Genomic DNA, 26,119 nt, shown 5'->3' on the forward strand with positions numbered 1-26,119 from the left:
TTGAGCGTTTTTGTGCCTATTGATGGTGGGAAAAATTAAGGCTTATTAGTTGAATAGGGTGCTCTCGCGACTGTGTGAACGTTGCCGTACCACGTCATCAGGCAGCCGCTGTCCATCGGCATCGAAAGCATGGAGCTGAGCCTGTTGGGGAGTAATAAACAGCGTGTCACCATGACTCAGTTCGACATCGCCGGAGAGACGCACGGTGAGCGGGCCGGACTGCTCGCTGTCCACATAGGCGAAGGCGTCAGCGCCAAGCTTCTCGATGAACCGCACACGGCCTTTCCACTCGCCCTGTTCACGACTTACCTCTAGATGCTCGGGCCGGATGCCTAGAGTGGTGGCACCATAGGCCGCCGCTAAGGGCCCCTCGATCAAGTTCATTTTCGGTGAGCCAATAAAGCCAGCGACAAACAGCGTTTCCGGGCGTTGGTAGAGCGCCATGGGCTTACCCATTTGCTCAATCTGCCCGGCATTCATCACCACAATGCAGTCAGCCAGCGTCATCGCCTCGACCTGATCGTGCGTGACATACACCATGGTGGTTTCGAGCCGCTGATGCAGTTCGGCCAGCTCGACCCGCATACGGTTACGCAGTGAGGCATCCAGGTTGGAGAGTGGCTCATCAAACAAAAACACGCCGGGGCTACGCACAATGGCGCGCCCTATTGCCACGCGCTGTCGCTGCCCGCCTGAGAGCTCCGCAGGTTTACGCTCCAGCAGCTCCTCAAGATTCAGCAACCGGGCGGCCTCAGCCACTTTGGCTTCGCGCTCTTTTGTGGGTACCTTGGCCAGCCGCATACCAAAGTCGATATTACGAGCAACGGTCATGTGCGGATAAAGCGCGTAGGACTGAAAAACCATGGCAATGTCCCGGTCACTCGGTTCGGCGGTGGTAACATCTTGCCCGCCGATAGTGATAGTGCCCTGGGTCACGGTTTCCAGGCCCGCAATCATGCGCAGCAAGGTGGATTTTCCACAGCCAGAAGGCCCAACCAGTACGGTAAAAGAGCCATCTTCAATATGCAGATTTAAATCGGGTATGACCGTGCTTTTGCCATGAAACGTCTTTTCGATGTCGCGTAGTGTTACTTCAGCCATGAGCTTATCTCGTCTCTGAAACCGGGGCGCGGCGATAGTAAAACGCCTGGAAATCGGCAGGGGTGCCACGTCCACTGATGTCGTGGGCGGCCATGCCTAAAAAGGTGCCGGTAAAGTAGCCGTGGGCGCGGCCGCTGCCTTCGTCGGAGAGCAGGCCTGCGTCTAGCGTGGGGCCGACCGGCTGCCACTCATCGCTACCCTGGGCATAGCGGAAGCGCAGCTCCCTGGCGTGAATATCCAGCCCTAGGCGAAGCGTGGCGCCTGGGACAAGCCGCACACTCACCTCAGCGATATCCAGATTCCCGTTAGGCCAAGCATCCAGGCAACTGATAACGCTAAGCACCTTGTCGCCAGCGTCATTCAGGGTCACCGCCAGGTAGTGGAATTTGAAGCGGTTGTAGTAGGCAATCAGACCGGCGAACTGCTGAATATCCTCAGGCTCAAAGGCAAGCGTCGTTTCGGCACTGCAGTAGAGGCTGTCCTGACGGCGCGCGACTAAGGCCTGCTCAAACCAGGAGCCTACCGACTCACGGCCAAATAGGCGCAAGTAGCCGGGCCGCTCGGTGAGCGAAAAGAGTCGTTCAGGGTAGGGGGTGCGCAGCCACTGAAACGCAGCGGGCAGCGAGTCTATTGCAAAATCATAGTGCTCCTCCAGCACAGGGGGCTTTTGCGTTACCCCGCTGACGGCAACCGTTAACGCCGGGATATTGCCCCCATCGGCGAGCCGTAGCCAACCATCAGCCCCCCACTCCACGCGCTGAATAGCGGTCTCGCGCCCCAGCGGTGAAAGCCGGGTTCCCGGCAAGGGGCGGCCACATAAATGTACCAAGTAAGTGTCACCTTCAGGGCTATCGACCAGATCCCCATGGCCCGCCCGCTGGAGTGGGTTATCGGGGTCATGGCTAGTCGTTAGGAGAGGATTTTGAGGGTGTACCTCGTAAGGGCCCGTTAGCGTTTTAGCGCGCGCCATGGTCACCGCATGCTGGTAACCCGTGCCACCCTCGGCGACGATCAGGTAGTACCAGCCATTACGCCGATAGAGATGCGGCCCTTCGGTCAGTTTCAGTTCGGTACCGGTGAAAATAGTGGAGATGTCACCGACTAAGCGGCGCTGTTCCACATCATACTCTTGCAGCACAATGCCGCCGAAACGATCCCGCCCTTCCCGCTGGCGGTAATCCCACTGCAGGTTGATCAGCCACTTGCGGCCATCGCTGTCATGAAACAGCGAAGGGTCAAAGCCGCTCGAATTGAGATAGACCGGATCGCTCCAGGGACCCTCAATATGCGGGGCAGTGACCAGGTAGTTATGGCCATCCTTAAAGTTACCCTCGTAACGCTTCATATCGGTGTAGACCAGCCAAAACAGGCCGTCGGCGTAGCTCAAACAGGGCGCCCAGATGCCGCAGGAGTCTGGGTTGCCGCGCATATCCAACTGGCTGGCCCGGCTCAATGGCCGTGTGATCAGCTCCCAGTTAGCCAGGTCGCGGGAGTGGTGAATCTGAACGCCGGGATACCACTCAAAGGTTGAAGTGGCCAGATAGTAGTCGTCGCCTACCCGGCAAATTGAGGGGTCGGGGTTGAACCCGGCCAGAATCGGATTGTAAATAACATCGTCCATTAGGGATCCTCCTTTATCCTTTAACGGAGCCGCCGGTCAGGCCAGCCACGATGTATTTCTGGGCGGCGAGAAAGAAGATAACCGCCGGAATGATGGTCAAGGTCACGAAGGCCAGAATCATGTTCCATTGGGTCAGGTACTCCCCTTGGAACTGCATCATGCCCAGCGGCCAGGTGTAGATAGAGCGGTCGTTTAACACCACCAGCGGCAGCAGAAAGTTATTCCAGCTCTGCACAAACACAAACACGCCCACGGTGGCCAGAATGGGGGTCGAGAGCGGCAGCGTGAACGACCAGAAGAAGCGCAAATAGCTGCACCCATCCACATAGGCTGCTTCAAACAGCTCTTTGGGCAGTTGGTCGAAGAAGGCCTTAAACAGCAGAATCGCCAGCGACAAACCAAACGCCGTCTGGGGCAGAATCACCGCCCAGTAGGTATCCAGCAGGCCCAAATCGCGCACCTTGATAAACAGCGGCAAAATGGCCGCCGCGAAGGGAAACATCAGCCCCAGCAGCAGGTAGGAAAGGATCATCTTGGCGCCGAAGAAGCGGATCTGTGAAAACACATAAGCCGCTGCGGCCCCCACCACCAGGGTTAAGAACACCGTCATTAACGAGATGAAAAAAGAGTTACCCAAATAGCGCCAGAAGTTGCCATCCAGCAGAATGCCGATGTAATTGCCTGCATCCCAACTGTCGGGCAGCCACAGCGGATTGGTGCGCAGCTCAGAATTACCCTTAAAGCCACCGAAGAACGCCGCCAGTAGCGGGCCAATAACAACACTTGCCACCACAATCAGGATGATCACGCGCAGGGTGTTTCGGGTAGTGATACTTTTCATGCCTTACTCCCCTTAGCCGTGGTGCGTTGGTAGAAGAAGGCGATCCCGATAGCGAGCACAAACAGCACCACCGCAGCGGCGCTACCGAAGCCAATATTGAGCCGTGAGAGGCCGAAGCTGTAGAGGTAGGTAACGATGGTGTGGGTCGAGTTGGAGGGACCACCGTTGGTCATCGGGATAATAATGTCGAAAATCTGCAGCGAGCCGATAATGGCAAAGAAACCACTGACGACGAGGGCGTGCTTAATCAGCGGGATTTGCACAAAGAGAGCAACCTGCCTGGGTTTCGCCCCTTCCAGCTTGGCGGCCTCGACAAGATCCTTGGGCACGCTCTGCAGAGCGGCAATATAGATCATCATATGGAAGCCAAAGTACTTCCAAACGATCACGGTCATAATCGCGGGGAACGCCCATTGGTGATCGGCCAACACATACACCGACTCCTGCCCCATGGCATGCAGCAGCGAGCTGGTAATGCCGTAGTCACCGTCAAAAACAAAGCTCCAGATAAGCCCGGCAGCCACTTCCGCCAGGATATAGGGCAGGAAAAACACCAGCCTAAACAGGGTGTTGGTAGGTGTTTTACGGTACACCAACAGCGCCAGCCCCAGCGCCAGGGGCATCTGGATCAGTAGCGAGACCAGGATCAATTTGGCGGTATTCCACAGCGCAGTATGAAACACCGAGTGATCCAGCAGACGCTGATAATTTTGCGCGCCGACAAAGTCACTGGGCGCGCCATAGCCATTCCAGGAAAAGCCGCTGTAATAAACAGCATCCGCGAGCGGCAGAATGACGAAGAGCGAAAACAGAATTAACGCCGGTGGTAGCAGAATCAGCAGCGCGGTGAACTTACCGCTCACCAAGCCTTTCTTCACCCGGTCGGCATTCCCTCTCCGCGGCACGGCGGTTCGGTCAAGCGTGGTCATGGCAAACTCCGAGACAGGACATGGGGGAGCACGAGCGAAAACGCGCGTGCTCTTTTAGCGGGGAGATCATCTAAACTGCCAGGCTTCTTCGACTTGAGCGGCGGCCTCTTCCGGCGTGATTACGCCTTGGGCCAAGTCACTGCTGATATCGTTAATCGTCGCGCCGACAGAGGTGCCCAGCGCTTGATCCAGGAACACCTGATGGAACTCGGACTCATCAAGAATCTCTGCGACGCGGCGGGCATAGGGTGTTTCAAGCGCTTCGGCGGAGCCCTCAGCGACCGGCACAAAGATCCCCGTCGCCGCCGCTTTACGCTGATTCTCTGCATTGAGTAGAAAGCGCAGGAACTCTACCGCTTCGTCGGGGGCGTCGCGGGTGACCGCAAAACCGTTCATGCCGCCAAAACTTTGCGCGTTGCCCTCACCACCATCGACCTCTGGGAAAGGAATAAACCGCAAGTCGTCATCCGGAACACCCTCTCCGCTCACCGAGCGCTGTTTGGAAGGGAGGTAGTCCCAGTCACCCATCACGTGAAAGGCAGCCTCGCCATCGCCAAACATGCCGCTGGCACGCTCGTAGGAAGTGGCCATAAAGCCGGACTGAAAAGGGTCAAGCTCGACCAGCGCCTGCAGCATTTCACCGGCGCGTACAAAGGGCTCGCCGTTAAAGCCGCCGTTGTCACCACTTTTGGCCGCTTCGATGCCCTCACCACCGGCTAGGCGAGTGACTAAGGAGCCCCAATAGAAGTGCAGCGGCCAGCCATCCTGCCCACCGACCACCAGCGGCGTTATGCTCTCTTCCCGCAGTGCCACCACGGCGTTTTCAAAATCCTCCCAGGTCTTGATCGCATCTACATCGACCCCTGCCTGCTCCGTTAGCGCGGTGTTCGCCCAGATACCCACCACTGTGGCGTAGAGCGGCGCGCCATAGACACGATCATCAAGGGTAAAGGCGCGCACCGCTGACGCGGGGTAGATATCCTGCCAGCCATCGCGCATCGGCTCGGTCAAGTCGCGGACAAACCCCGCGTCCACCTGATCGCGCAGCCCTTCGCCGCCCCAGGTGTAATAGATATCCGGGCGCTGGCTGGACTGCAGCATGGTGGGCAGGCGCGTTTTGTAGGCCTCGTTGGCAAGGTACTCGAACTCAACGTTAATATCGGGGTGTTGCGCCTCAAACTCGGCGACCACCTCATCGTAGTAGCGTTTTTCAGCGCTGCTGCTCTCAACCCTTAACACCGTCACCGTGGTATCGGCTGCCGCAGCGACGGATCCCAAAGCAGCAACAACGGCAACGGCTAGCGCTAAGTGACGAGGGCGTGAACAGGGCACGTTGTAGTTGTTAGATACCTGCATAAAACTCTCCTAATAATGTTTTAACGTTATTGAACTCAGGCCCAGCCGGCATCTACCGCCAGCTCCTGGCCGGTAATCGCCTGGCTTTCAGAACTGGCTAAAAAAAGCACGGCGGGGGCTATATGTTCGGCTTCCAGGCGCATCTTGAGGCACTGGCGCTGTTGAATAGCGACTTCATCCTCGGGACTAATCCACTTTTCGAGCTGGCGTTCGGTTATCACCGAACCGGGCACCAAGGTATTAACGCGGATGTTGTGCTCGCCCAGCTCCCGGGCCAGGCTGCGCGTCAGGCCGTGGGCCGCCGCTTTGGCGGTGACATAAGCGGGTAGTCCACCCAGCGCCATCTGCACGCTGACCGAGCCAAAATTGATAATCGATCCCCCGCCCGCTTCAATCATCTGTTCAGCCGCCGCCTGGGCGGCAAAAAACATCGGCCGCAGGTTGAGCGACATACGTTCATCCCAATAGGCCACATCCACCTCCCGCCAGTCGTGGCGGTCGTCGTTGGCGGCATTGTTGACCAGGGTATGAATCGGCCCGAACTCCCGGCCGGTCTCGGCGATGACCTGCTGTAGGCTGGCCACATCACGAATGTCGCAGTGGTGATAACAAGGTGCCTCGCCAGTCTCGGCGCGAAGCTCATCGACCAGCGCTTGGCTGGCAGCATCGTTGATGTCGACAAACACCACCCGCGCGCCCTGATGATGAAAGGCACGGGTAAGCGCGGCACCAATGCCGCTGCCACCGCCGGTAATAAAGACCACACGCTGCTCTAGGCTGGTATAGCGCGCTGAGTGCTGATTCATAGGATTTACCACCTCTCTCTTTTGCGTGTTTTAGCGTGTTCTAGACATCCACCCACTGCCCACCGGCGGCGGACGAGGCCAGCGCGCGGGTGATAAACCTCAGGCCGTCAACGCCGTCAGCCACACCCGGCGTGAGCGCGGCCAGCGCATCAACGTTTCCGCCCTTCTGGTGGGAACGAATTTGCACTGCGAAATCACGATAGAGCTGGGCAAAGGCTTCGAGATAGCCTTCTGGATGTCCCGCGGGGATGCGCGCTGCTGCCATCGCAGCTTCACCTAAACCTGGGCCATTGCGAGTTAAGATGCGCGTGGGCTCTCCTAGCGGTGAGTGCAGTAACTGGTTAGGGGTTTCCTGGCGCCAAGTAAGGCCACCTTTGCTTCCATAAACGCGAAGCTGTAGACCGTTTTCGTTTCCCGGCGCGACCTGGCTCGACCACAGCATGCCCCGGGCACCGCCCTTAAAGCGCAGTAGCATATGCACGTTGTCATCCAGCGCGCGGCCCTCCACAAAGGTGTGCATATCGGCGGCGAGGGATTTCAGCTCCAGACCAGTGACATAGCGCGCCAGGTGGTAGGCGTGGGTGCCAATATCGCCCAAGCAACCCGCCGGGCCGCTGCGTTTGGGGTCGGTGCGCCACTCGGCCTGTTTCACACCACTCTCTTCCAGGCGGGTGGAGAGCCAATCCTGCGGGTACTCCACCTGCACCACGCGCAGCTCGCCAAGCTCGCCGCTGGCGACCATTTCCCGCGCCTGGCGAACCAGCGAGTAGCCCGAGTAGTTATGGGTTAAGCCGAAGAATAGTCCCGTCCGTTCCACCAGCTCAGCGAGGGTTTGCGCCTCTTCCAGGGTGATCGTCATTGGCTTATCGCAGATGACATGAAAGCCCGCCTCAAGAAAGGTGCGCGCCACGTCGAAGTGCACATGATTGGGGGTCACGATGGCGACCACGTCGATGGCATCCGGGCGCTTGCACTCCGCCTCAGCCATGGTTTGGTAGTCGGGGTAGGCGCGATCTTCGGCGACGTGTAGCTCCGCTGCAGCGGCTCGGCTCCGCTCTGGGTCAGAGGCAAAGGCACCGGCCACCAGCTCAAAATGGTCATCCAGCCGGGCGGCGATGCGGTGCACCCCGCCAATAAACGCGCCCTGGCCGCCGCCGACCATACCCAGGCGGAGCCGACGCGGGGTGTCGTGTTGAGTGCTCATATCGTAATGCCCTCCCCTTGCGTGAAATTAGTTGAGCCTTAAATCGTTAAAGACCCAGAATGCGTCGATTGGCGGCCTCATCAGAGCCACCGTCGGCGAAGTCATCAAATGCCCGCTCGGTGACTTCAATAATGTGGTCGCGGATAAAGGTCGCGCCTTCACGGGCACCGACTTCCGGGTGTTTCAGGCAGCACTCCCACTCCAGTACCGCCCAGCCGTGGTAGTCGTTGGCCGCCATCCAGGAGAAGATCGACTTAAAGTCGATTTGGCCATCGCCAAGCGAGCGGAAGCGGCCAGCACGCTCCGTCCACGACTGATAGCCCGAATAAACGCCCTGTTTGGGGCTGGGGTTAAACTCGGCGTCCTTAACGTGGAACATCTGGATGTGGTCGCGGTACACATCCAGAAAGCCGCGGTAGTCGAGCTGCTGCAGAATCAGGTGGCTGGGGTCATAAAGAATGTGGCAGCGGGGGTGATTGCCGACCCGCTCAAGGAACATCTCGAAGGTGATGCCGTCGTGGAGATCCTCGCCGGGATGGATTTCGTAGCAGAGGTTTACCCCCGCCTCGTCAAAGGCGTCCAGAATGGGGCGCCAGCGTTTGGCCAGCTCGTCAAAGGCAGTGTCGATCAAGCCCGCAGGGCGCTGGGGCCAAGGGTAGATAAAGGGCCACGCCAGGGATCCGGAGAAGGTGCCGTGGTCGGTGAGTCCCAGGTTTTGCGATGCCTTGGCAGCCAACATTAGCTGCTCAACGGCCCACGCTTGGCGTGCTTTGGGGTTACCGCGCACTTCCGGTGCTGCAAAGCCATCGAACATCTCATCATAAGCGGGGTGCACAGCAACCAGTTGGCCCTGCAAGTGGGTAGAAAGCTCGGTGAGCGATAAGCCGTGCTCGGCCAGGGTGCCTTTGATCTCATCACAGTAAGTACGGCTCTCGGCGGCGCGTTTTAGATCGATCATGCGCGCATCCCAACTGGGAATCTGCACACCCTGATACCCCAGCCCCGCCGCCCAGGCAGCGATGCTATCAAGAGTGTTAAACGGTGCTTCGTCACCGGCAAATTGGGCGAGAAAGAGCGCTGGCCCTTTGATTGTGTTCATAGGACTCTCTCAATATCGTTTGGATGAAGTGCTTGGGTCGGCGCGGGAAGGAGTGATGCTTTTACCCGCGCCTATTAATCACTACGCAATCAATACGCGATCAGAACGGAGAATCGGGGAAGTAGTACTGTTCGGCGTTCTCTTGGGTGATCAGCGGGGAGCCCAGAATGTACTCGCCCAGCACCGGGCCATTAGAGACAAAGTGCTGCACGGTCAGATCCATGGCGGTGGCGATCATGGCGGGCGGATAGAGCACGTCTACGGGCACCAGCTCATCACCGTCCATGACCCGCTTGATGATGTCCTTCATGCCCGCGCCGCCGACGATAAACAGCTCATCTTCACGATCCGCTTGGCGCACGGCCTCGATGACGCCGAGGGCGATGTCGTCATCCTGGGCCCATACAGCGTCGATGTTGTCGAAGCGCGACAGGTAGTCCTGCATCACTTCAAAGCCATCGTCGCGGTTCCAGTTAGCGTGCTGCATATCGAGGATGTTGACCTCGGAGCCTTCGATGGCCTCTTGGAAGCCTTGCACCCGCTCATCGTCGATCACGGTAGGGATGCCGCGCAGCACCACAATATCGCCTTCGCCATCCAGACGCTCACGGATGTACTCGCCGGACACGCGGCCTAACTCATGGTTGTTGCCTGCCACGTAGAGATCTTCGATACCCTCTTCGGTCAGGCCACGATCCACCACCGTCACAAAGACCCCCGACTCTTTAACGCGCCGCACCGGGTCAGTTAACGGGCCAGATTCAAACGGCAGCACCACCAGCGCGTCGATATTGCGTAGCGATACCAGGTCTTCCAGATCATTGGCCTGCTCGCCTGCCGTGCCCGCGGTGGAGATGGTGATCTCAATATCGGGATAGAGTGCCTCAAGGCGTTTTTTGGCCTCTTCAGCGTGGTAATTGACCCCGCCCGTCCAGCCGTGGGTGGCGGCAGGAATGGATACACCGATGGTGACTTCCTGGGCAACGGCTGCACCGGAAAGCCCGATGGTTGAAGTGAGTGCTGCGGTAGTGACGCAGGCCGCCACGGCTGTTTTGATGGTTCGCATAGTGTTGCTCCTTTCGTGTTTGTACTTGTTATGTTGCGAGCTGCTAAGGATTGATGCTGCGGACGTTTCTCTGTTTTTTATGTTTTTCAATGCTTTAAGGTGCTGCTTTTCTCCACGACGCACGCTGCAGATAGACCGCCACAATGATGATGATCCCCTGCACCGTACCGTTGAGATAGTTGGAAATGGCATCGGTCAAGTTGAGAATATTGCCGATCATGGTGAGCATGATGGCGCCTACCACCGTGCCCCAGATGCGACCATGGCCGCCCTTGAGCATGGTGCCGCCGATGATTACCGCGGCAATTGCCTCTAACTCCCAGAGCACCCCGGTAGCCCCTGAAGCAGAGCCCAGCCGAGGCACATAGATAATCGTCGCCAACGCCACGCACACGCCCTGCAGCATGTAGGTCATGGTCTTGATACGGTCCACGTGAATGGCGCTATATTCGGCAACTTTTTCATTGGAGCCGATGGCAAAGCAGTAGCGCCCGAAGCGGGTGTAGTTGAGCAGGATGTAGCCAACAATGGCGACAAACAGAAACACCCATACCGGAATGGTGATGCCTAGAAAGCTGCCGTAATAGACCGGGCGGTAGATATCACGCACTGCCCAGTCCAGGGTGAGGGTGCCGCCATCGGCGAGGTACGTCACCAGTGAGCGGTAGATCCCCATGGTGCCGAGGGTGACGATAAACGCCTCAATCTTGCCTTTGGTCGTCACCATGCCGTTGATAAAGCCCGCGCACAGCCCCAGCAGCAGCGAGGCGCCCACGCCCAACAGCACGGTTGTCAGCCCCGCGCCAAACTGCTCGACGAGGCTGTTCATCAGAATGATCATCACCCCGGCAATAAAAGCGGCCATCGCCCCGACCGAGAGATCCAACCCACCCGCGGTAATCACAAAGGTGGCGCCGATGGCGATAATGCCGATAAAGGCACTGCGGGTGAGCATGTTCGAGAGATTATCCAGTCCCAGAAAAGCAGGGTTGATCAACACACCCAGCAGAGCCAGGGCAAGCAGCGCGACGAAAGGCCCCCAGGTTTTAAGGTCTATGGAGAAGCCCTTTTTCTGAGTGTTTGGGTTAGCTGCTTTATTCGTTGTTTTGTTATTAGCCATAACGCTGCTCATCGACCCCTACTCCCTTAATACCGGATGCGTACTGCATGATTTCGTGCTCATTAATCTGCTCGCCTTCAAGTACCCCGGTGAGTACACCTGCGCACATCACCGCTACCCGGTGGGAAAGCCCAATCAGCTCGCCCATCTCTGAAGAGATCAAGATCACCGAGCAGCCTGCTTCGGTCAGTTCATGGATAAAGTGATAGATCTGGTGCTTGGTGCCCACATCAATGCCCCGGGTTGGCTCGTTGATAATCACGATTTCGGGGTCGATGGACATTACCTTGGCGAGCAGCAGCTTCTGCTGGTTACCGCCGGAGAGCTCCGCCGCTGTGCGCGCCGCCGTTCGCAGGCGGATATCAAAGCGCTGGATGGCCTGTTGAAAGGCCTGCTCTTCACGGCGGCGGTCAATCAGCGGGTGACAGTGAGCGCGTAAATTGAGCAGGGTAACGTTAGAGCGCAGATCCATATTGAGCACCAGGCCTTTGCCTTTACGATCCTCCGTCAAATAGGCAATCTGCTGATGCACCGCATCACGCAGGTGGCGCAGCTCCACCGGCTGGCCGTTGCGCAGTACTTGGCCTGCGCTTTTACCGCGTAGGCCCAGCACCGCTTCGATCAGCGCGGTGCGTCCGGCGCCCACAATGCCGCCAAATCCCAACACTTCTCCCCGCCGTAAGGTAAAGCTGGCCTGCTTCACGGCACCGGGTACCACGAAGTCCCGCGCTTCCAGTACCGCCGGCGCATTCTCAGCCAGCTGGGTACGCGATGGGTACATCTCAGTAATCTCACGCCCCACCATCAGCCGCGCCAGCTCCTCTTTGCTGCGCCCGGTCATGGGGCCGCTATCGACCAGATAGCCGTCTCGCAATACCGTCACGCGGTCGGCAATCTGCTCAATTTCACGCAGTTTGTGGGAGATATACAGAACTGCCACGCCCCGCTGGCGCAAACGGTCAATGAGTGAGAACAGCACCTTCACTTCGTTTTCGGTCAGGGTGGCAGTAGGTTCATCCATAATCAGCACGCGCACGTCGCGTGTGATGGCCTTGGCGATTTCTACCATCTGCTGGTCAGAGGTGCTCAAATCCTTCACCCGAGCGCGAGGATCCACGTGGGTTTCAAGCTCCGCCAGCGCTGCCCGGCTGCGTTCCCGCATGGCACGCCGATCCAGAAACAGCCCCCGCCGCAGCTCGCGGCCCAGAAAAATGTTCTCCTCCACGCTGAGCTGCTCCGCCAGCGCTAGCTCCTGGTGGATCATGACCACCCCGTCGGCCTCTGCTTCTCCGCTGGAGCGGTATTGCTTATTTTGGCCGTCTACTAACACTTCGCCCGAAGTAGGACGAAGATACCCAGCTAGGATTTTTACTAAGGTCGATTTACCGGCGCCGTTCTCACCCAGCAGGGCGTGTACTTCCCCCGCCTTCAGATCGAGATCAACGTCGAATAACACTTGGTTATCACCAAAGGAGCGGCAGAGTTTGCGCGCTGATAACAGCATGGGGCCACCTGATAATGTCTGTTGTTATTGTGTTGGGGCTTATCAGCATCGATTGCGTTAGGATGATGCTTGATTTACTTTAGGCGCTAAAATAAATACTTGCATATGCAACTTAGGTCGTATTTTGACAATCGCGTAAACGCCCCAGGATGAGTGCGCAAGACTATTGGCATGACAGCCTTTTCTCAACACGAACTATAACGGCGACCCTATGGCCCTTCCGTCGACTGATACCAGCCGCCTCGACAACACCCTCGCGGTGATCCGCACTCTGCGTGACCAAGGACCGGTGGCACGCATCGACCTGGGGGCAATCAACGGCATTAGCTCTGCCACCGTCACCTCGATCAGCGCCGTGTTACTCCAGCAGGGATTGATCACTGAACGCCCGCCTGAAGCCCCCCGCCCCAACGGTCGCGGTCGACCAAAAACCTTGATTGGACTCGACCCCAGTGCCGCCTGTGTGGTGTGTATCAAGCTGTCGATCAATGAGGTTCAGTTGGTAGTGGGTGATTTTGCGGGCCAGATACACCATAGCGAGCACCATGCAGTGACCACTTTGACGTTGAGCGCCGACGACCTGGAAGCACTGCTGGAAGAGAAGATCAGCGCTGTTTGCACCCAACAGTTGACGGGGTTTCAACGCTTGGCAGGGATCTGTTTGGCGGTACAGGGGGTGGTGTCGTCGCAAAGCGGTACGATCATCTGGTCACCCGCTTTAAGCTTTCGCAATGCACCGATATCGGCGCGATTGGCGGAACGTTTTCACTGCAGCGTGCTGCTCGAGAATGATGCCAACTGTATCGCCAGCGTGCTGGCGGCCCAGCCCGCCTATGCGGACTGCCCCAACCTGGTGGTAATTATGCTGGGCTACGGTATCGGCATGTCGGTGTTGATTAACGGCGTGCCCTATCTCGGCGCCAATGGCTCGGCGGCCGAGTTTGGGCACAGCAAATATCAGCCCGACGGCGCCCTTTGCGCCTGCGGGCGACGGGGGTGCATTGAAGCTTACACTAGTGACTACGCGCTCTATCGCGCCGCTGCTGAGCATCTAGAACTCCCCTCCGGCGACAGCGCACACCCTTCCGAGCAGCAGATGCAGGCGCTAACCCAACTGGCGCTGCAAGGCGATCCCTTGGCTCAGCGCATCTATGCAGAGGCGGGCCGTGCACTGGGGTACGGTATCGCCAATGTGCTGGCGCTGTTCAACCCCGATCTAGTGCTGATTACCGGTTCCGGCGTACGCGGCTTTGACGCCATGCAAGCGGCCATGCATCGCGCCATCGACGAAGCCTTAGTGGCCGAACTAATGGGCTCCACCCGCATCGAAAGCTGCGCCTGGGATCGCGACATGACTTGCATGGGAGGTATCGCCATAGCGCTGCACGCCACCGATGGCGACACGCTGTTAGATAGCCAAACCACCCGTGAAGCCTAGGCCCCCCTCTGACACGCTACTATCGAAAACAGCGTTGTTATGATTTATGTTGTGTAGCGAGCGCTTTAAGATATTTCGTATTGTTAGCGATTAAGGATGTTTTTATGGAGAGCCTTAAATCTCAATATGGCGTAGCACGACGGATTGACAGCCTAATGCTGGGTGCGGCGCTGGTATCGACCCTTCTGCTGCCAGCAGCATCTGCGCTGGCGAACGATATCAGGCCAGGTTTATGGGAAATCAAGCAGTCTATGGAGAGCGAACACCTGCCCGAGCAAATGACGCGTGAGCAAGTGCAGACGCAGTGTGTGAGTACCGATGACGCCGCAGATATGGCCGCAGCAATGCGCCAACGCTGGCAGCAGATGAACTGTGCCGATATGAACATTGAACGTGAAGGCAACACCATTTCCATCATCGCTGAATGTAGTATGAGCGGGCGTACTACCAGCGTGGATGGCGAGGTCACCATTCACGACGAAGAACACTACTCCAGCAAAATGATAACGACCAACGACGCCACGTTGACGACTAACCACGAGGCTCATTGGGTAGCCGAAGAGTGCCCAAATAGCGCGGAGTAAAGACGATACCAGGCACCTCTGTCGAGCAGCCCTAAAAACGGGTGAAACAACAAGCACCTTGCTATGTGACAAACAAGCTGAGAACCCCACTATGCAGGAGTGTTTTTATATCCTGACACAAAAGTTAAAACCGCCGGAAAGTTTCACCTTCACGAATTAAAGCATCAAATGGCTTAAGGAGGCACGCATCAGAGGCCTCCCATATACACTAAGCGACTGGGTGACCTCAATGCGAATGCCGCGGCACGTCAGAGCCGCGGCAGCCGACCAGAAAATCGAAGTCACAGCCTTCGTCCGCTTGCAGCACCCGCTCGATATACAGCTGGCGGTAGCCGCCCTGGCTAGCGATGAGCGTCGAGGCGGCGGTGGGGTCGTTCTCGGCTAGGCGCGCTGCCAGCTCTTCATCGCTGATCTCCAGATGCAGCCGCCCGCTGTCGCAGTCGAGTTCGATCCAGTCGCCGTTGCGTACCGCCGCCAACGGGCCACCCGCGGCGGCTTCCGGGGCGACGTGCAGCACCACGGTGCCGTAGGCGGTGCCGCTCATGCGGGCATCGGAGATACGCACCATATCGGTAATCCCCTGGGCGAGGATTTTGGGCGGTAGGCCCATGTTGCCTACCTCTGCCATGCCGTGATAGCCGCGGGGGCCGCAGTGCTTCATCACCAGAATATCGTTGGCTTCAACGTCCAGGTCTGGGTCGTTGATGCGTGCCTTGTAGTCGTCAAAGTCCTCGAATACCACCGCGCGGCCGCGGTGCTGCATGAGCTCGGCGGTCGCGGCTGAGGGCTTGAGCACCGCACCGTTGGGGGCCAGGTTGCCACGCACCACGCAGATGCCGCCATCTGCTGTGAGGGGATTATCCAGCGGCCGGATCACTTCATCGTTGTACAGCGGGGCGTCCTTGACGTTCTCCCACAAGGTTTTGCCGTTGACGGTCAAGGCGTCCTTGAAGGGCAGCCGGTCGGCCTCACCCAGGCGCCTGAGCACCGCGGGTAGGCCACCGGCGTAGTAGAACTCCTCCATCAGAAAACGCCCCGAGGGCTGCAGATCCACTACCGTCGGTGTGCCACGGCCTACCCGGCTCCAGTCGTCCAGAGTGAGATCGACGCCGATACGCCCGGCAATCGCCTTGAGGTGGATCACAGCGTTGGTGGAACCGCCGATGGCGGCGTTGGTGCGGATGGCATTATCGAACGCTTCCTTGGTGAGGATTTTGGAGAGCCGCAGGTCTTCGTTGACCATCTCGACAATGCGGTTACCCGACAAATGGGCGAGCACGTATCGGCGAGAATCGACTGCCGGAATCGCCGCGTTGTGAGGTAGCGAGGTGCCCAGCGACTCGGCCATGCAGGCCATGGTGGAGGCGGTGCCCATGGTGTTGCAGGTGCCCGCCGAGCGGGACATGCCCGCTTCGGCGGCCATAAAGTCGTGGAGTGAAATCTCACCGGCTTTGACCTGCTCGGAGAGCTTCCACACCACGGTGCCCGAGCCGATGTCCTTGCCCTTGTGCTTGCCGTTGAGCATCGGCCCGCCGGTGACCACGATGGTGGGAATATCACAGCTTGCCGCGCCCATTAGCAGCGCCGGAGTGGTTTTGTCGCAGCCCACCAGCAGCACTACGGCATCGATGGGATTGCCACGAATGGCCTCTTCCACGTCCATGCTCGCCAGGTTGCGGGTAAACATTGCCGTTGGGCGCAGGTTGGATTCGCCGTTGGAGAATACCGGGAACTCCACCGGGTAGCCCCCCGCCTCCAGCACGCCCTGCTTCACGTGCTCCGCCAACTTGCGAAAATGTGCGTTACAAGGCGTCAGCTCCGACCAGGTATTACAGATACCGATGATCGGCTTGCCCTGAAATTCATGATCAGGAATACCCTGATTTTTCATCCAACTGCGGTACATAAAGCCGTTTTTATCGGCGGTACCGAACCACTGGGCAGAGCGTAATGGGCGCTGGCGATCAGACATAACAAAGCCTCCGTACAAACCGGAAAAAAGTAGCAAACAAATAAAGGAGTGACGCTTTAAGCGTTAGGCTCGTTGACGACGGGTCTGTTTCCAGCGGTCAAACATCACCGCCAGCAGCAGAATCGCGCCACGCACCAGGTATTGGTAAAAAGTGGGGACGTTAAGCAGTCCCATAGCATTCTGCACGCAGCCCATAATCAGCACCCCGACCACCACGCCGGTAATGGTGGCCACGCCGCCGGATAGCGCCACGCCGCCCAGGACACAGGCAGAAATGACCGCCAGCTCCAGGCCCATGGAGGTATTGGGGTCACCCAGACCCATCCGCGAAGCCAGCAGTACACCTACGACCCCCGCCACTACGCCCTGGAGGCCAAAAACAATAATCTTGAGGCGGCGGACATTAACCCCGGCCAGAGCGGCGGCTTCCGAGTTACCGCCGGTAGCCAAAACGTTGCGCCCAAAGGCGGTCATATTGAGCACCACGCCAAAGATCACGAAACAGGCCAGCATCGTCCATACCGGCAGAGTCAGGCCGAGAAAGGAAGCGCTGCCCAGGTCAAAGAAGCCCGGCACGGTAATCATCACCGCGTCGCCGCCGGAGGTGATGTAGGCCAAACCGCGCACAAACTCCATTGCCGCGAGAGTGGCTATTAAAGAGTTAATGCCAAACTTGGCAATCACCAGGCCATTAAAGGCACCCACCGCGCCCCCGGCGACAATGCCCCCGATCACGCCGATAAACACGCTACCGGTACTGGAGGTCACCACCGCTGCAACCACCCCTGCGAAGGCCACCGTGGAGGCCACCGATAGATCCACCTCCCCCAGGGCCAGCACCAGCATCATGGTAGTGGCCAAACTGCCGATCAGGGTGATCGAGAGCAACAGCCCGACCATATTGCGGCCGGTCAGAAAATCAGGGATGAGTACCGCTAGAGCGATAAACAGGAGCAGAAAAATCGCGATCAGTCCCGAGGTATCCAGCAGCGTGCGCAGCGGTTTGATCAGCCCCTGGCGTCCCGCTGGGCGGGCAGGTGTCGTCTCACCTTGGGTTGCGTTGTTCGTTGTCATGGTGTTTTTCCTGAGCTTCTTCTTTTAAGAGCCAATAGCGTGTAAAAAAAATGACTTAGGCGGGTAGTGCCAGCCCCAGTAGACGTTCCGGCGTAGCCGACTCCCGCGACACTACTTCCACCAGTTCCCCGTCGCGCATCACGGCGATGCGGTCACAGATGGAGCTGACTTCCGCCAGATCACTGGAGATCACCACCACGCTTTTGCCCTGTTCCGCCAGGTCGTAGAGCAGCGAGTAAATATCTCGCCGTGCGCCTACATCGATCCCCCGGGTCGGCTCGTCCATCACGAACAGATCAATCTCTTCGGCGAGCCAGCGGGCCAGAATCACCTTCTGCTGATTGCCCCCAGAGAGCTTACCAATCGGCGTTCGCGGGCCGGGAGTTTTAACGCTGAGTTGCTGGATATAGGCTTCGGCATTGCGCCGTTCGCGACCGGGGTGGCGGAAAACGCCCCAACGTTTAAAAAAGCGCCGACAGCTGATATTGAGGTTGTCGGCCACGCTGGCCACCGGAAAGATCCCCTGAGACTTACGGTCCTCCGGGCACATGGCAATACCGGCACGAATTGCCTCACCGGGGCTTTTAAAGTGCCGAGATTTGCCGTTAAAGGTCACGCTGCCGGCTTTGGGTGATTCGACGCCGCAGACCAAACGCAGCAACTCACTACGCCCGGCGCCCACCAAACCAAACAGCCCAAAAACCTCACCGCGTTTCACTGAAAAACTCACCGGGGCTTTTAAGCCGCGCCCCTGAATTCCCTCTACGTTCAAGACAGTGTCACCCTGCTCACGCGCCCGGTAGCCGTAAACATCGTCGATATCGCGGCCGACCATTTCACTGACTAACAGGTCATGGTTCAGCTCAGACATGTCCTCATGGGTACGGATGTGCTGCCCATCGCGGAAGATGGTGACCGCGTCGCACATCTCGAATACTTCCTCCATACGGTGGGTCACGTACAGCACCACGCGCCCCTCGTCGCGCAGCCGTTGGACGATACGCTTTAGCTGACGAATCTCCTGAATGGAGAGACTGCTGGTCGGCTCATCGAAGGCGATGACTTTGGCATCGCGCAGCAAGGCACGGCCGATTTCGATCATCTGCTGCTGGCCGATGGAGAGCTCGCGAACCTTGGTTGAGGGGTGGATCTCCCCCTCGCCAAGATCAGCCAGAATCGCCAAAGCCTTTTGCTTTAATTCGCGGCGATTAACAAACCCCTGCCGCGTAGGCAGTTGGCCCAACAGCAGGTTTTCAGCCACCGACATATTGGGCGAGAGCGTCAACTCCTGGTAGATAATCGCGATGCCTTCCCGCAGCGCCTCCCGGGCGTTGCTGAAGACGTGGCGCTGGCCATCAATCCACAGTGCGCCTTCGGCGACACGGTTAACGCCACTGAGCACCTTGAGCAGGGTGGACTTACCCGCGCCGTTCTCGCCCATTAGCGCATGCACTTCACCGGCGTGGGCGGCAAAGCTCACCCCATCCAGCGCGCGCACCCCGGGGAATACGACGCTAATTCCGTCGAACCGTAAATAAGCATCAGACATGCATGAATACTCCGCAGATGGCCTGTAACAGCGAGCCCGTTACAGGCCTCTTTTATTGCCAACCAAGCGCTTTATAGACCGAGCGCAGCGCGCACTTCTTCCCAGTTGTCGCGCGTCATTAACGTGCCGGAGGTTTCGGTATTGGCAGGCGGCTCTTGATCCTCGCTAATCCAGCGGTAGAGGTCTTCGGCGGTCTGACGGCCGTGCATGGTGGAACTAACCGCTACCGTACCGTGAAAGCCAGTGGGGTTATCCCGAGAAAACTCGGCAAAGGCGGCGCCAGAGCCATTGATACCCACGCCGATCACATCTTCCGGCGCTAAGCCATACTGCTCGGTAGCCCTAACCCCCCCGAGCACGCTCTCTTCGTTAAGGGCATAGATCACCCAGTGCTCATAATCGCCACGCTGGGAAAGCACCGGCGATGCGGCGGAGAAAGCCCCGCTGGTATCGGTGCTCTGCTGGGGCGCATCAAAAATATTGTCTTCCGGGAAGCCTGCCGCTAACAGCGCCTCGGTGGCGCCATCGGTACGCTCAACGGCGGTAGGTAGTTCGTTGTTGGTGATGCGCAATGCGGCAACCTCTTCCGGGTTCCAGCCGCGGGCTTCCATTTCGGCGGCAATGGCTTCGCCAACTTGCCGGCCAATCTTGGTGCCCGACATCCCCAGGTGCGGAACGCCCTCCATGGGCTCACCGCTGGAGTTAACAAACTGGTCGTCCACAGTGACTACTTTCATACCGTACTGGTTGGCACGGTTCATGATTGCGGGCCCCAAACGCACATCCGGCGGGCAAATCACAAACCCCTGAGCCCCTTGAGAGTAGAGGTTGTCAATTGCGCTGAGTACCTCCTGACCATCCTCCCCGCCCAGACGCACCACATCGAAGCCGAGCTCTTCGCCTACCTCGGTAGCAGCCTGCTGTTCGTTAATGAACCATGCCTGCTCGGGCTTTTTAACGATAAAGCCGATCTTCACTTCGTCTTCCTGGGCCTGTACGGATCCCAGTGAGGCCAGCATAATCGCGCTGCCGAGAGCTAAACGGGCAAATGTCTTCGTCAATCTCATTGTTATACTCCTACGATTTTTAGCGTTGTTCTTATTGCTATTTCAGATTTTATTCCCAAACCACAGGGAGTTAAGAACCGGTGTTAAGAACCATCGTTAAGAACCACCGTTAAGAACCAGGCTTACGAACCCATATTTTGTTGCGCTGAGAAACGGTAAACCGTGCGAGAACGATAGGTGTCACCAGGTTCTAAAATGGTGCTGGGAAATGCCTCTTGGTTGGGGGAATCGGGATAGTGCTGGGTTTCCAGCGCAAAGCCAGAGCGGTGTCCGTAGGCTTGGCCCTGTTTGCCGGTCAGATCACCGTTAAGGAAGTTGCCGGAATAGAACTGTATCGCGGGCTCAGTGGTGGTGATCTCCACCATGCGGCCGCTCTCGGGCTCCCACACCTTGGCAGCCAGCACCAGTTCATCCGCTGACGCGTTATCCCGGGCCAGCACAAAGTTGTGGTCGTAACCGCCGCCAAAACCGAGCTGCTCGTTCTCCTGATCAATCCGCTCGCCAATCGTTGTCGCCTGGGTAAAGTCGAACGGTGTGCCGTCTACCGAGCGAATCTCGCCAGTGGGAATGAGGCTGTCGTTAACCGGGGTAAATTCAGGGGCGTTGATCATTAGCTGATGATCGAGAATGGTGTCACTACCTTCGCCCTTTAGATTGAAATAGCTATGTTGGGTGAGGTTGATGGGTGTGGCCTTATCGGTCACGGCCTGGTAATCGACCACAAGCTCGTCGTTATCGGTCAACGTATAGGTCACCTCGGTCTCTAATCTACCGGGATAGCCCTCTTCGCCATCCTCGCTGGTATAGCGCAATACCAAACCAGAGCCTGCTTCGTTTTCAAAGGGTTCGGCTTGCCACAGCACTTTATCAAACCCTTGATCGCCTCCGTGAAGATGATTGCTGCCATCATTGGTGGCCAGTGAATAGCTTTCGCCATCAAGGGAGAACTGGCCATTCGCAATACGATTGCCGTAACGCCCGATGATGGCACCGAAATAGGGATTTGCCTGGCGATACTCATCGGAAAGGTACGCTTCCAGGGAGTCGAAACCCAACGCAATGTCTTCAAATTCGCCATCCACATTGGGGGTCTTCAACGACAGGATGATGCCGCCGTAGTTAGTCACCCGCAGCTCGATACCATTGGCATTGGTAAATTGATAAACATCGACCTGACGGCCATCGGGCAAGTGACCAAATACCGATGTCTGTATTCCGCTATCGGCACCACTGCCCGCATCGGTGTCAGAACTACTCTGAGCTTGCGCCGCGTTTGCCAACAGCGCTGCGACAATTGCACCGAACATCAGTGGCGAACCCTTTTGTAATCGTTGGCTATACATGAGAGGCATGAGCTTCCTCCTGGAGGCGTACTTTATGTTGCTAGCTTATTGTTGTTAGGTCGGTGCAGTTAACTTAGGACGTTATCACCGATACAGAGACTACAGTAGCCATGTCTGGCATAACCAACCAATATACAAATACCTCACTATCGATATACTTCTTAGTATCAATAACAACTCAAGGCTTATTCTATGGGCGTTCTTGGTGAGAACTGGTTTTTAGACGTGCGACTAAAGTTGCGCCATTTTCAGCTATTTTTAGCGCTGGATGAGCAGCGCAACCTGCATCGCGCTGCGGCCCAGCTCAATATGAGCCAGCCCGCCGCATCAAAACTACTCAGCGACCTGGAAGCCAATCTGGGTATTCGGCTGTTTGATCGCCACCCCCGCGGGCTAACGCCTAACTGGTACGGCGAGATTATGATTCGTCACGCCCACAGCATGCTTTCAGCGCTACGTCATACCGGTGAGGAGTTGAACGCTCTCGGCGAAGGCAATGCGGGCACGGTAGCGGTCGGTACGGTAATGGCTCCGGCGGTCACACTGCTTACCAGCGCGATTGAGCGGGTGCACCGCGACCGGCCGGGGTTAAAAATCAGCGTGGATGTGGATGTCAGCAAGGTGCTGGTGCCGCGCCTGCTCGAAGGCGAGCTGGATTTCGCGATTACCCGCATTCCCGCAGGTGTCGATGCCGAGCGCTTTGTTTTTGAAGAAATCGGTGAGGAGGAGCTCTGCTTCGTGTGCCGCCAAGGGCACCCCTTATCTTTTCAGCAAACGCTCAACCTTGCGGATATGACGAGCTACCCCTGGTCGCTACAGCCTGCCGGTGCGCTGATGCGCCAGCGGGTGGATAGCCTGTTTCTACACCATCAGGTCGCGCCGCCCCGCCAGATCATTGATACCGCCGATCTGCTGCTCTCGCTGGCACTGGTGGATAAATCCGACACCATTACGGTGACCACACGGGAAGCCGCCGATCTACTCTGCCCGCCGCAACGTTTTCATCTCCTGCCCTTCAGCGAGACGCTAAGTGTTCAACCTTACGGACTGGTGAGTTTGCGCCACCAACGCCTTTCTCCCGGTGCCGCCGCGTTAATGAGCACCCTGCGCGACATCATCGCCCAGTCCAATTAACGCACTGTTATTAAGACATTGTTTTAGGTCAATGAGGGCTAACGATCTGACCGAAGGTGTGATGTCTTCACCTAATGTGTAAGACACTAAACTCCCGCGCAAAACTAATGACCATACAAAAGTATATGTTGAACAATTGACTTTAATGTTCAACATTACCTTCCGCATGGTTAGTTGCCCCGTTGCATCACCATGTTCATAACAACGTCCTACACAACCCTTTTCACAACATTTATCACAACGCTTTTCACAACAATAATCTTGAGGAATAGTGCCATGCTCAAACCCAAATACAGCTTGCTACTCACTGGCTCAGCACTGCTGCTAGGCCTTTCAACGGCTCAGGCGGCCGAGTATGAATGGAAATTTCAGGCGTCAGAAACCTCGGGCGAACCCAGCTTCAAGATCAAGCAGGAGTGGGCCGAGCGCATCACGGCGATGACCGATGGTCGCGTCGAGATCGAGGTCATGCCGATTAACTCCGTGGTGGGCCCCACCGAAACGCTGACCGCCGTGAGCTCCGGGATTCTGCAGGGCCATATGACCGACCCTAGCTACTTCTCCGGCCAGGATCCCGCTTTCGGGATGCTCGGCAACCTCGTCGGCGCTTGGCAGAACCCCTACGACTTCCTGGAATATATGAAGTACGGCGGCGGTGAAGAGCTCTACAACGAACTGGTCGAGCCCTACGGCGCGCATTTGATCAGCGCAGCGACCTTCCCGCTGGAATCGGTACCCTCCACGGTGCCCATCGAATCCATCGCCGATTTCGAAGGGCTAAAGATTCGCGCCCCCCAAGGCATGGTGTACAACATCTTCGAGCGCATTGGTGCCACGCCGGTTAACCTGCCGGGCTCTGAGGTGTATACCGGTCTGGAAAAAGGCGTGATCGACGCCGCGGACTCTACGGTGCTCTCGAATAATGACGCCATGGGTCTACACGCTTTCGCCCCCTACCCGCTCTACCCTGGCTTTCACTCCATGCCGATGATCGCCGTATCGATCAATAAAGACATCTGGGATGGCTTGCCCGAGGAGCTACAGACGACCCTAAATACCGCCTTTGACGGCATGGCCTACGACCTGATTGCCCGCCTCAAGGAGCAGGATATCGAGACCCTGCAGCGGCTTCAGGAAGACCCTGATGTTCATCCGTTTGATCTTCCCGCTGAAGAGCGCCAGAAATTCCGTACCGCGGCTGAGCAGGAGTGGCAAGAGTGGGCCGGTGAAAATGAGATGACCCAGAAGATTTATGACTCGGCGACCGCCTTTTTGCGCTCGCGCAATCTGCTCTAACTCTCTGTTCTCTGCTCTCAACTCGGCTTCATTAACCTAACCAACGCAGCGCTCGGGAGTCCCCCGGGCGATGCGCGTAGAGTCGCGCCATGTCTCAAAAAACGCCTGACAATCAATACCGCTCGCCTCCTACCCATGATCTTCCTGAGATTCTCGAAACGGTAGAGGAGATCGCCCCCGAACGTAATGCCTTAGACCGCCTGATTGCACGAGGTGGCCGTGCTATTTCCTGGCTGGTGCTGGTGGCGATGGGTATCAGCGTCGTCGAGGTCTTTATGCGCTACGGCTTCAATAACCCCACCTCCTGGGTACACGAAACCGTGGTGTTTCTGATTGCAATTATCTTTGTGCTGGGTGGCCCAGCGGCCATGGCGCGCAATAGCCATATCCGCGTCAAGGTGCTCTACGACAGCGCCGGGCCCAGGCTGAAGTGCTGGATGGATCGTTTCAACGACCTGCTCACCCTGGTTTTCTGCCTGACGATGAGCTATGCCGCCTTTCATATGTTCTGGGGAGCGTCGCATAACCCGCTCGGCGAGTGGTCGCTGGAGCGCTCCGGCACCTCCTGGAATCCGCCCTTTCCCGCCATGGTCAAGGGCATGATTCTGTTTGCTCTGGTGTTGATGACCCTGCAAGCCTCACTGCATTTATGGCAGTCGCTTAAGGCGAAGCCCCGCACCGAGGAGGCGAGCTGATGGATATTTCAACCGCAACAATCCTCATGGTAGGGGCCATTTTCGCGCTGCTGGTCACCGGTCTGCCGCTGGCGTTTATCACCGGTTTAGTGGCCATGGCATTCACCTTCGGCTGGTTCGGCGAAGCGGCTCTGCCCTTGGTCACCAGCCGCGTCTATGGGTTTATCACCGAGTATTCGCTGGTAGCAGTGCCCATGTTTGTGTTGATGGCATCGCTGCTGGATCGCTCTGGCATTGCCAAGGATCTGTTCAACGCCATGCGCGTTTTCGCTGGCCGCCTGCCGGGTGGCGTGGCGGTGCAGACCATCGTGGTAGCGTTCTTCCTGGCCGCCCTTTCGGGCATTATCGGCGGCGAGATCGTGCTACTGGGGATTCTGGCGCTGCCACAAATGCTCCGCCTGGGCTACGACAAACACCTCTCTATTGGGGTGGTGTGTGCCGGGGGAGCCCTGGGTACCATGATGCCGCCCTCTATCGTGCTGATTATCTATGGCCTAATCGCCAGCGTATCGATAGCCGACCTGTTCGCCGCGGCCGTTACTCCAGCGGTGATTCTAATGGGCTCCTATATTGCCTATGTGCTGGTACGCTGCCTGAAGAATCCCGCGCTGGGACCGCCGCTGGATAAAGACACCCAGGATAACCCCTTCGCTACCAAGCTGGACGCGGTCAAAGCCATTCTGCTGCCAGGGCTGATCGCCTTTTTAGTGCTGGGCACTATTTATGGCGGTATTGCCTCGGTCACCGAAGCTGCGGCCATGGGCGTCTTCGGTGTACTGCTCGCCACCATTGTCCGCGGCGAGTTCACCCCGGGCATGCTGCACCATAGCCTGGGGCAGACCCTAAACACCTGCGGGATGATTATTTGGATCGGCATCGGCGCGGCCGCCCTGGTGGGCGTTTATAACCTGATGGGGGGCAACCGCTTTGTATCGAGCTTGATTCTCGGACTCGACGTCGCGCCGATTGTGATCATTCTGGTGATGATGGCGATTATGCTGGTGCTGGGGCTTTTCCTCGACTGGATCGGGATCGCCATGCTGGCCCTGCCGATCTTCCTACCCATCGTTATCCAGCTCGGCTTCGACCCCATCTGGTTCGGCATCCTGTTCGCCGTGAATATGCAGGTCTCATTCCTGTCACCGCCCTTCGGGCCCGCCGCCTTCTATCTTAAGAGCGTGGCACCGCCGGATATCAGCCTGAAGGATATCTACCTTTCCGTACTGCCCTTTATGGCCATTCAGCTGTGTGTACTCGCGGCGCTGTTGATGTGGCCGCAACTGGCCATTTGGCCACTATGATAATCGCCACCAGCATAAG

22 protein-coding genes are annotated in these 26,119 nt (G+C 57.6%); 6 read left to right on the forward strand and 16 right to left on the reverse strand.

The features are described 5' to 3' along the window. Positions 1–45: 45 nt before the first annotated feature. The 11 genes from JI62_RS19580 to JI62_RS19630 form a co-directional block, all read right to left on the reverse strand. Entirely contained in the window at positions 46–1,101 is a 1,056-nt protein-coding gene (locus JI62_RS19580) for an ABC transporter ATP-binding protein (RefSeq protein ID WP_088701783.1), read from the reverse strand. A gap of 4 nt (positions 1,102–1,105) precedes the next feature. After that, the gene (locus JI62_RS19585; protein ID WP_088701784.1) at positions 1,106–2,722 is read right to left on the reverse strand and encodes a glycoside hydrolase family 43 protein; all 1,617 of its coding nucleotides are present in this window, start codon (positions 2,720–2,722) and stop codon (positions 1,106–1,108) included. A 13-nt stretch (positions 2,723–2,735) separates the two neighbouring features. After that, complete coding sequence (locus tag JI62_RS19590) at positions 2,736–3,563, reverse strand: carbohydrate ABC transporter permease (RefSeq protein WP_008959441.1); 828 nt, start codon at positions 3,561–3,563, stop codon at positions 2,736–2,738. Continuing rightward, positions 3,560–4,492: a carbohydrate ABC transporter permease gene (locus tag JI62_RS19595; protein WP_088701785.1), complete on the reverse strand. Its 933-nt coding sequence runs from the start codon at positions 4,490–4,492 to the stop codon at positions 3,560–3,562. The genes JI62_RS19590 and JI62_RS19595 overlap by 4 nt, the downstream gene beginning before the upstream one ends. Before the next feature lie 66 nt (positions 4,493–4,558). Next, positions 4,559–5,848 carry an ABC transporter substrate-binding protein gene (locus JI62_RS19600; RefSeq protein WP_088701786.1) on the reverse strand — a complete coding sequence of 430 codons (1,290 nt, stop codon included), beginning with the start codon at positions 5,846–5,848 and terminating at the stop codon, positions 4,559–4,561. Positions 5,849–5,883: 35 nt separating this feature from the next. Next, positions 5,884–6,654, reverse strand: a complete 771-nt coding sequence (locus tag JI62_RS19605; RefSeq protein ID WP_088701787.1) for an SDR family NAD(P)-dependent oxidoreductase — start codon at positions 6,652–6,654, stop codon at positions 5,884–5,886. Positions 6,655–6,694: 40 nt separating this feature from the next. Beyond that, positions 6,695–7,858, reverse strand: a complete 1,164-nt coding sequence (locus JI62_RS19610; RefSeq protein ID WP_088701788.1) for a Gfo/Idh/MocA family protein — start codon at positions 7,856–7,858, stop codon at positions 6,695–6,697. Between the two features lie 46 nt (positions 7,859–7,904). Further along, on the reverse strand, positions 7,905–8,957 hold the full coding sequence (locus tag JI62_RS19615; protein ID WP_088701789.1) for a sugar phosphate isomerase/epimerase family protein: 1,053 nt from the start codon (positions 8,955–8,957) through the stop codon (positions 7,905–7,907). 100 nt (positions 8,958–9,057) lie between these two features. After that, entirely contained in the window at positions 9,058–10,023 is a 966-nt protein-coding gene (locus JI62_RS19620; protein WP_088701790.1) for an ABC transporter substrate-binding protein, read from the reverse strand. Positions 10,024–10,117: 94 nt separating this feature from the next. After that, positions 10,118–11,143, reverse strand: coding sequence for an ABC transporter permease (locus JI62_RS19625; protein ID WP_240513309.1), 1,026 nt, complete (start codon positions 11,141–11,143; stop codon positions 10,118–10,120). Further along, complete coding sequence (locus JI62_RS19630; RefSeq protein WP_088701792.1) at positions 11,136–12,647, reverse strand: sugar ABC transporter ATP-binding protein; 1,512 nt, start codon at positions 12,645–12,647, stop codon at positions 11,136–11,138. The genes JI62_RS19625 and JI62_RS19630 overlap by 8 nt, the downstream gene beginning before the upstream one ends. Positions 12,648–12,858: 211 nt before the next feature. On the opposite strand from JI62_RS19630, the gene JI62_RS19635 reads away from it, so the two are divergent. Beyond that, complete coding sequence (locus tag JI62_RS19635; RefSeq protein ID WP_088701793.1) at positions 12,859–14,085, forward strand: ROK family transcriptional regulator; 1,227 nt, start codon at positions 12,859–12,861, stop codon at positions 14,083–14,085. 104 nt (positions 14,086–14,189) lie between these two features. After that, positions 14,190–14,669, forward strand: coding sequence for a DUF3617 domain-containing protein (locus JI62_RS19640; RefSeq protein ID WP_088701794.1), 480 nt, complete (start codon positions 14,190–14,192; stop codon positions 14,667–14,669). A gap of 226 nt (positions 14,670–14,895) precedes the next feature. Here JI62_RS19640 and JI62_RS19645 read toward each other — a convergent pair whose 3' ends face one another. From JI62_RS19645 to JI62_RS19665, 5 genes are all read right to left on the reverse strand, one after another. After that, positions 14,896–16,641 carry an IlvD/Edd family dehydratase gene (locus JI62_RS19645; protein WP_088701795.1) on the reverse strand — a complete coding sequence of 582 codons (1,746 nt, stop codon included), beginning with the start codon at positions 16,639–16,641 and terminating at the stop codon, positions 14,896–14,898. A gap of 63 nt (positions 16,642–16,704) precedes the next feature. Next, the gene (gene araH, locus JI62_RS19650; protein ID WP_088701796.1) at positions 16,705–17,715 is read right to left on the reverse strand and encodes an L-arabinose ABC transporter permease AraH; all 1,011 of its coding nucleotides are present in this window, start codon (positions 17,713–17,715) and stop codon (positions 16,705–16,707) included. 55 nt (positions 17,716–17,770) lie between these two features. Continuing rightward, positions 17,771–19,264: an L-arabinose ABC transporter ATP-binding protein AraG gene (araG, locus tag JI62_RS19655; RefSeq protein ID WP_088701797.1), complete on the reverse strand. Its 1,494-nt coding sequence runs from the start codon at positions 19,262–19,264 to the stop codon at positions 17,771–17,773. 71 nt (positions 19,265–19,335) lie between these two features. After that, a complete protein-coding gene (locus tag JI62_RS19660) occupies positions 19,336–20,331 on the reverse strand; it encodes an arabinose ABC transporter substrate-binding protein (RefSeq protein ID WP_088701798.1) in 996 nt (331 codons plus the stop codon). 122 nt (positions 20,332–20,453) lie between these two features. Continuing rightward, positions 20,454–21,683, reverse strand: coding sequence for an aldose epimerase family protein (locus tag JI62_RS19665; RefSeq protein ID WP_088701799.1), 1,230 nt, complete (start codon positions 21,681–21,683; stop codon positions 20,454–20,456). A gap of 183 nt (positions 21,684–21,866) precedes the next feature. On the opposite strand from JI62_RS19665, the gene JI62_RS19670 reads away from it, so the two are divergent. The 4 genes from JI62_RS19670 to JI62_RS19685 all read left to right on the forward strand — a co-directional run bounded on the left by JI62_RS19670 (position 21,867) and on the right by JI62_RS19685 (position 26,100). After that, positions 21,867–22,808 (forward strand): LysR substrate-binding domain-containing protein, encoded by a 942-nt coding sequence (locus JI62_RS19670; RefSeq protein ID WP_088701800.1) that lies wholly within the window; start codon positions 21,867–21,869, stop codon positions 22,806–22,808. A 276-nt stretch (positions 22,809–23,084) separates the two neighbouring features. Further along, positions 23,085–24,104 (forward strand): TRAP transporter substrate-binding protein, encoded by a 1,020-nt coding sequence (locus JI62_RS19675; RefSeq protein ID WP_088701801.1) that lies wholly within the window; start codon positions 23,085–23,087, stop codon positions 24,102–24,104. An 89-nt stretch (positions 24,105–24,193) separates the two neighbouring features. Beyond that, positions 24,194–24,799, forward strand: a complete 606-nt coding sequence (locus tag JI62_RS19680; protein ID WP_088701802.1) for a TRAP transporter small permease subunit — start codon at positions 24,194–24,196, stop codon at positions 24,797–24,799. Then, on the forward strand, positions 24,799–26,100 hold the full coding sequence (locus JI62_RS19685) for a TRAP transporter large permease (protein ID WP_088701803.1): 1,302 nt from the start codon (positions 24,799–24,801) through the stop codon (positions 26,098–26,100). Before JI62_RS19680 ends, JI62_RS19685 begins: the two co-directional genes overlap by 1 nt. Positions 26,101–26,119 lie beyond the last annotated feature (19 nt).

It is taken from the genome of Halomonas campaniensis (genome assembly GCF_002211105.1).
GTDB classification, from domain to species: Bacteria; Pseudomonadota; Gammaproteobacteria; order Pseudomonadales; family Halomonadaceae; genus Vreelandella; species Vreelandella campaniensis_A.

Excerpts from the sequence above, each read along its gene's own strand:
- JI62_RS19580 (WP_088701783.1), bottom strand. The coding sequence starts at position 1,101 with ATGGCTGAAGTAACACTACGCGACATCGAAAAGACGTTTCATGGCAAA.
- JI62_RS19585 (WP_088701784.1), bottom strand. The coding sequence starts at position 2,722 with ATGGACGATGTTATTTACAATCCGATTCTGGCCGGGTTCAACCCCGAC.
- JI62_RS19590 (WP_008959441.1), bottom strand. The coding sequence starts at position 3,563 with ATGAAAAGTATCACTACCCGAAACACCCTGCGCGTGATCATCCTGATT.
- JI62_RS19595 (WP_088701785.1), bottom strand. The coding sequence starts at position 4,492 with ATGACCACGCTTGACCGAACCGCCGTGCCGCGGAGAGGGAATGCCGAC.
- JI62_RS19600 (WP_088701786.1), bottom strand. The coding sequence starts at position 5,848 with ATGCAGGTATCTAACAACTACAACGTGCCCTGTTCACGCCCTCGTCAC.
- JI62_RS19605 (WP_088701787.1), bottom strand. The coding sequence starts at position 6,654 with ATGAATCAGCACTCAGCGCGCTATACCAGCCTAGAGCAGCGTGTGGTC.
- JI62_RS19610 (WP_088701788.1), bottom strand. The coding sequence starts at position 7,858 with ATGAGCACTCAACACGACACCCCGCGTCGGCTCCGCCTGGGTATGGTC.
- JI62_RS19615 (WP_088701789.1), bottom strand. The coding sequence starts at position 8,957 with ATGAACACAATCAAAGGGCCAGCGCTCTTTCTCGCCCAATTTGCCGGT.
- JI62_RS19620 (WP_088701790.1), bottom strand. The coding sequence starts at position 10,023 with ATGCGAACCATCAAAACAGCCGTGGCGGCCTGCGTCACTACCGCAGCA.
- JI62_RS19625 (WP_240513309.1), bottom strand. The coding sequence starts at position 11,143 with ATGGCTAATAACAAAACAACGAATAAAGCAGCTAACCCAAACACTCAG.
- JI62_RS19630 (WP_088701792.1), bottom strand. The coding sequence starts at position 12,647 with ATGCTGTTATCAGCGCGCAAACTCTGCCGCTCCTTTGGTGATAACCAA.
- JI62_RS19635 (WP_088701793.1), top strand. The coding sequence starts at position 12,859 with ATGGCCCTTCCGTCGACTGATACCAGCCGCCTCGACAACACCCTCGCG.
- JI62_RS19640 (WP_088701794.1), top strand. The coding sequence starts at position 14,190 with ATGGAGAGCCTTAAATCTCAATATGGCGTAGCACGACGGATTGACAGC.
- JI62_RS19645 (WP_088701795.1), bottom strand. The coding sequence starts at position 16,641 with ATGTCTGATCGCCAGCGCCCATTACGCTCTGCCCAGTGGTTCGGTACC.
- araH (WP_088701796.1), bottom strand. The coding sequence starts at position 17,715 with ATGACAACGAACAACGCAACCCAAGGTGAGACGACACCTGCCCGCCCA.
- araG (WP_088701797.1), bottom strand. The coding sequence starts at position 19,264 with ATGTCTGATGCTTATTTACGGTTCGACGGAATTAGCGTCGTATTCCCC.
- JI62_RS19660 (WP_088701798.1), bottom strand. The coding sequence starts at position 20,331 with ATGAGATTGACGAAGACATTTGCCCGTTTAGCTCTCGGCAGCGCGATT.
- JI62_RS19665 (WP_088701799.1), bottom strand. The coding sequence starts at position 21,683 with ATGCCTCTCATGTATAGCCAACGATTACAAAAGGGTTCGCCACTGATG.
- JI62_RS19670 (WP_088701800.1), top strand. The coding sequence starts at position 21,867 with ATGGGCGTTCTTGGTGAGAACTGGTTTTTAGACGTGCGACTAAAGTTG.
- JI62_RS19675 (WP_088701801.1), top strand. The coding sequence starts at position 23,085 with ATGCTCAAACCCAAATACAGCTTGCTACTCACTGGCTCAGCACTGCTG.
- JI62_RS19680 (WP_088701802.1), top strand. The coding sequence starts at position 24,194 with ATGTCTCAAAAAACGCCTGACAATCAATACCGCTCGCCTCCTACCCAT.
- JI62_RS19685 (WP_088701803.1), top strand. The coding sequence starts at position 24,799 with ATGGATATTTCAACCGCAACAATCCTCATGGTAGGGGCCATTTTCGCG.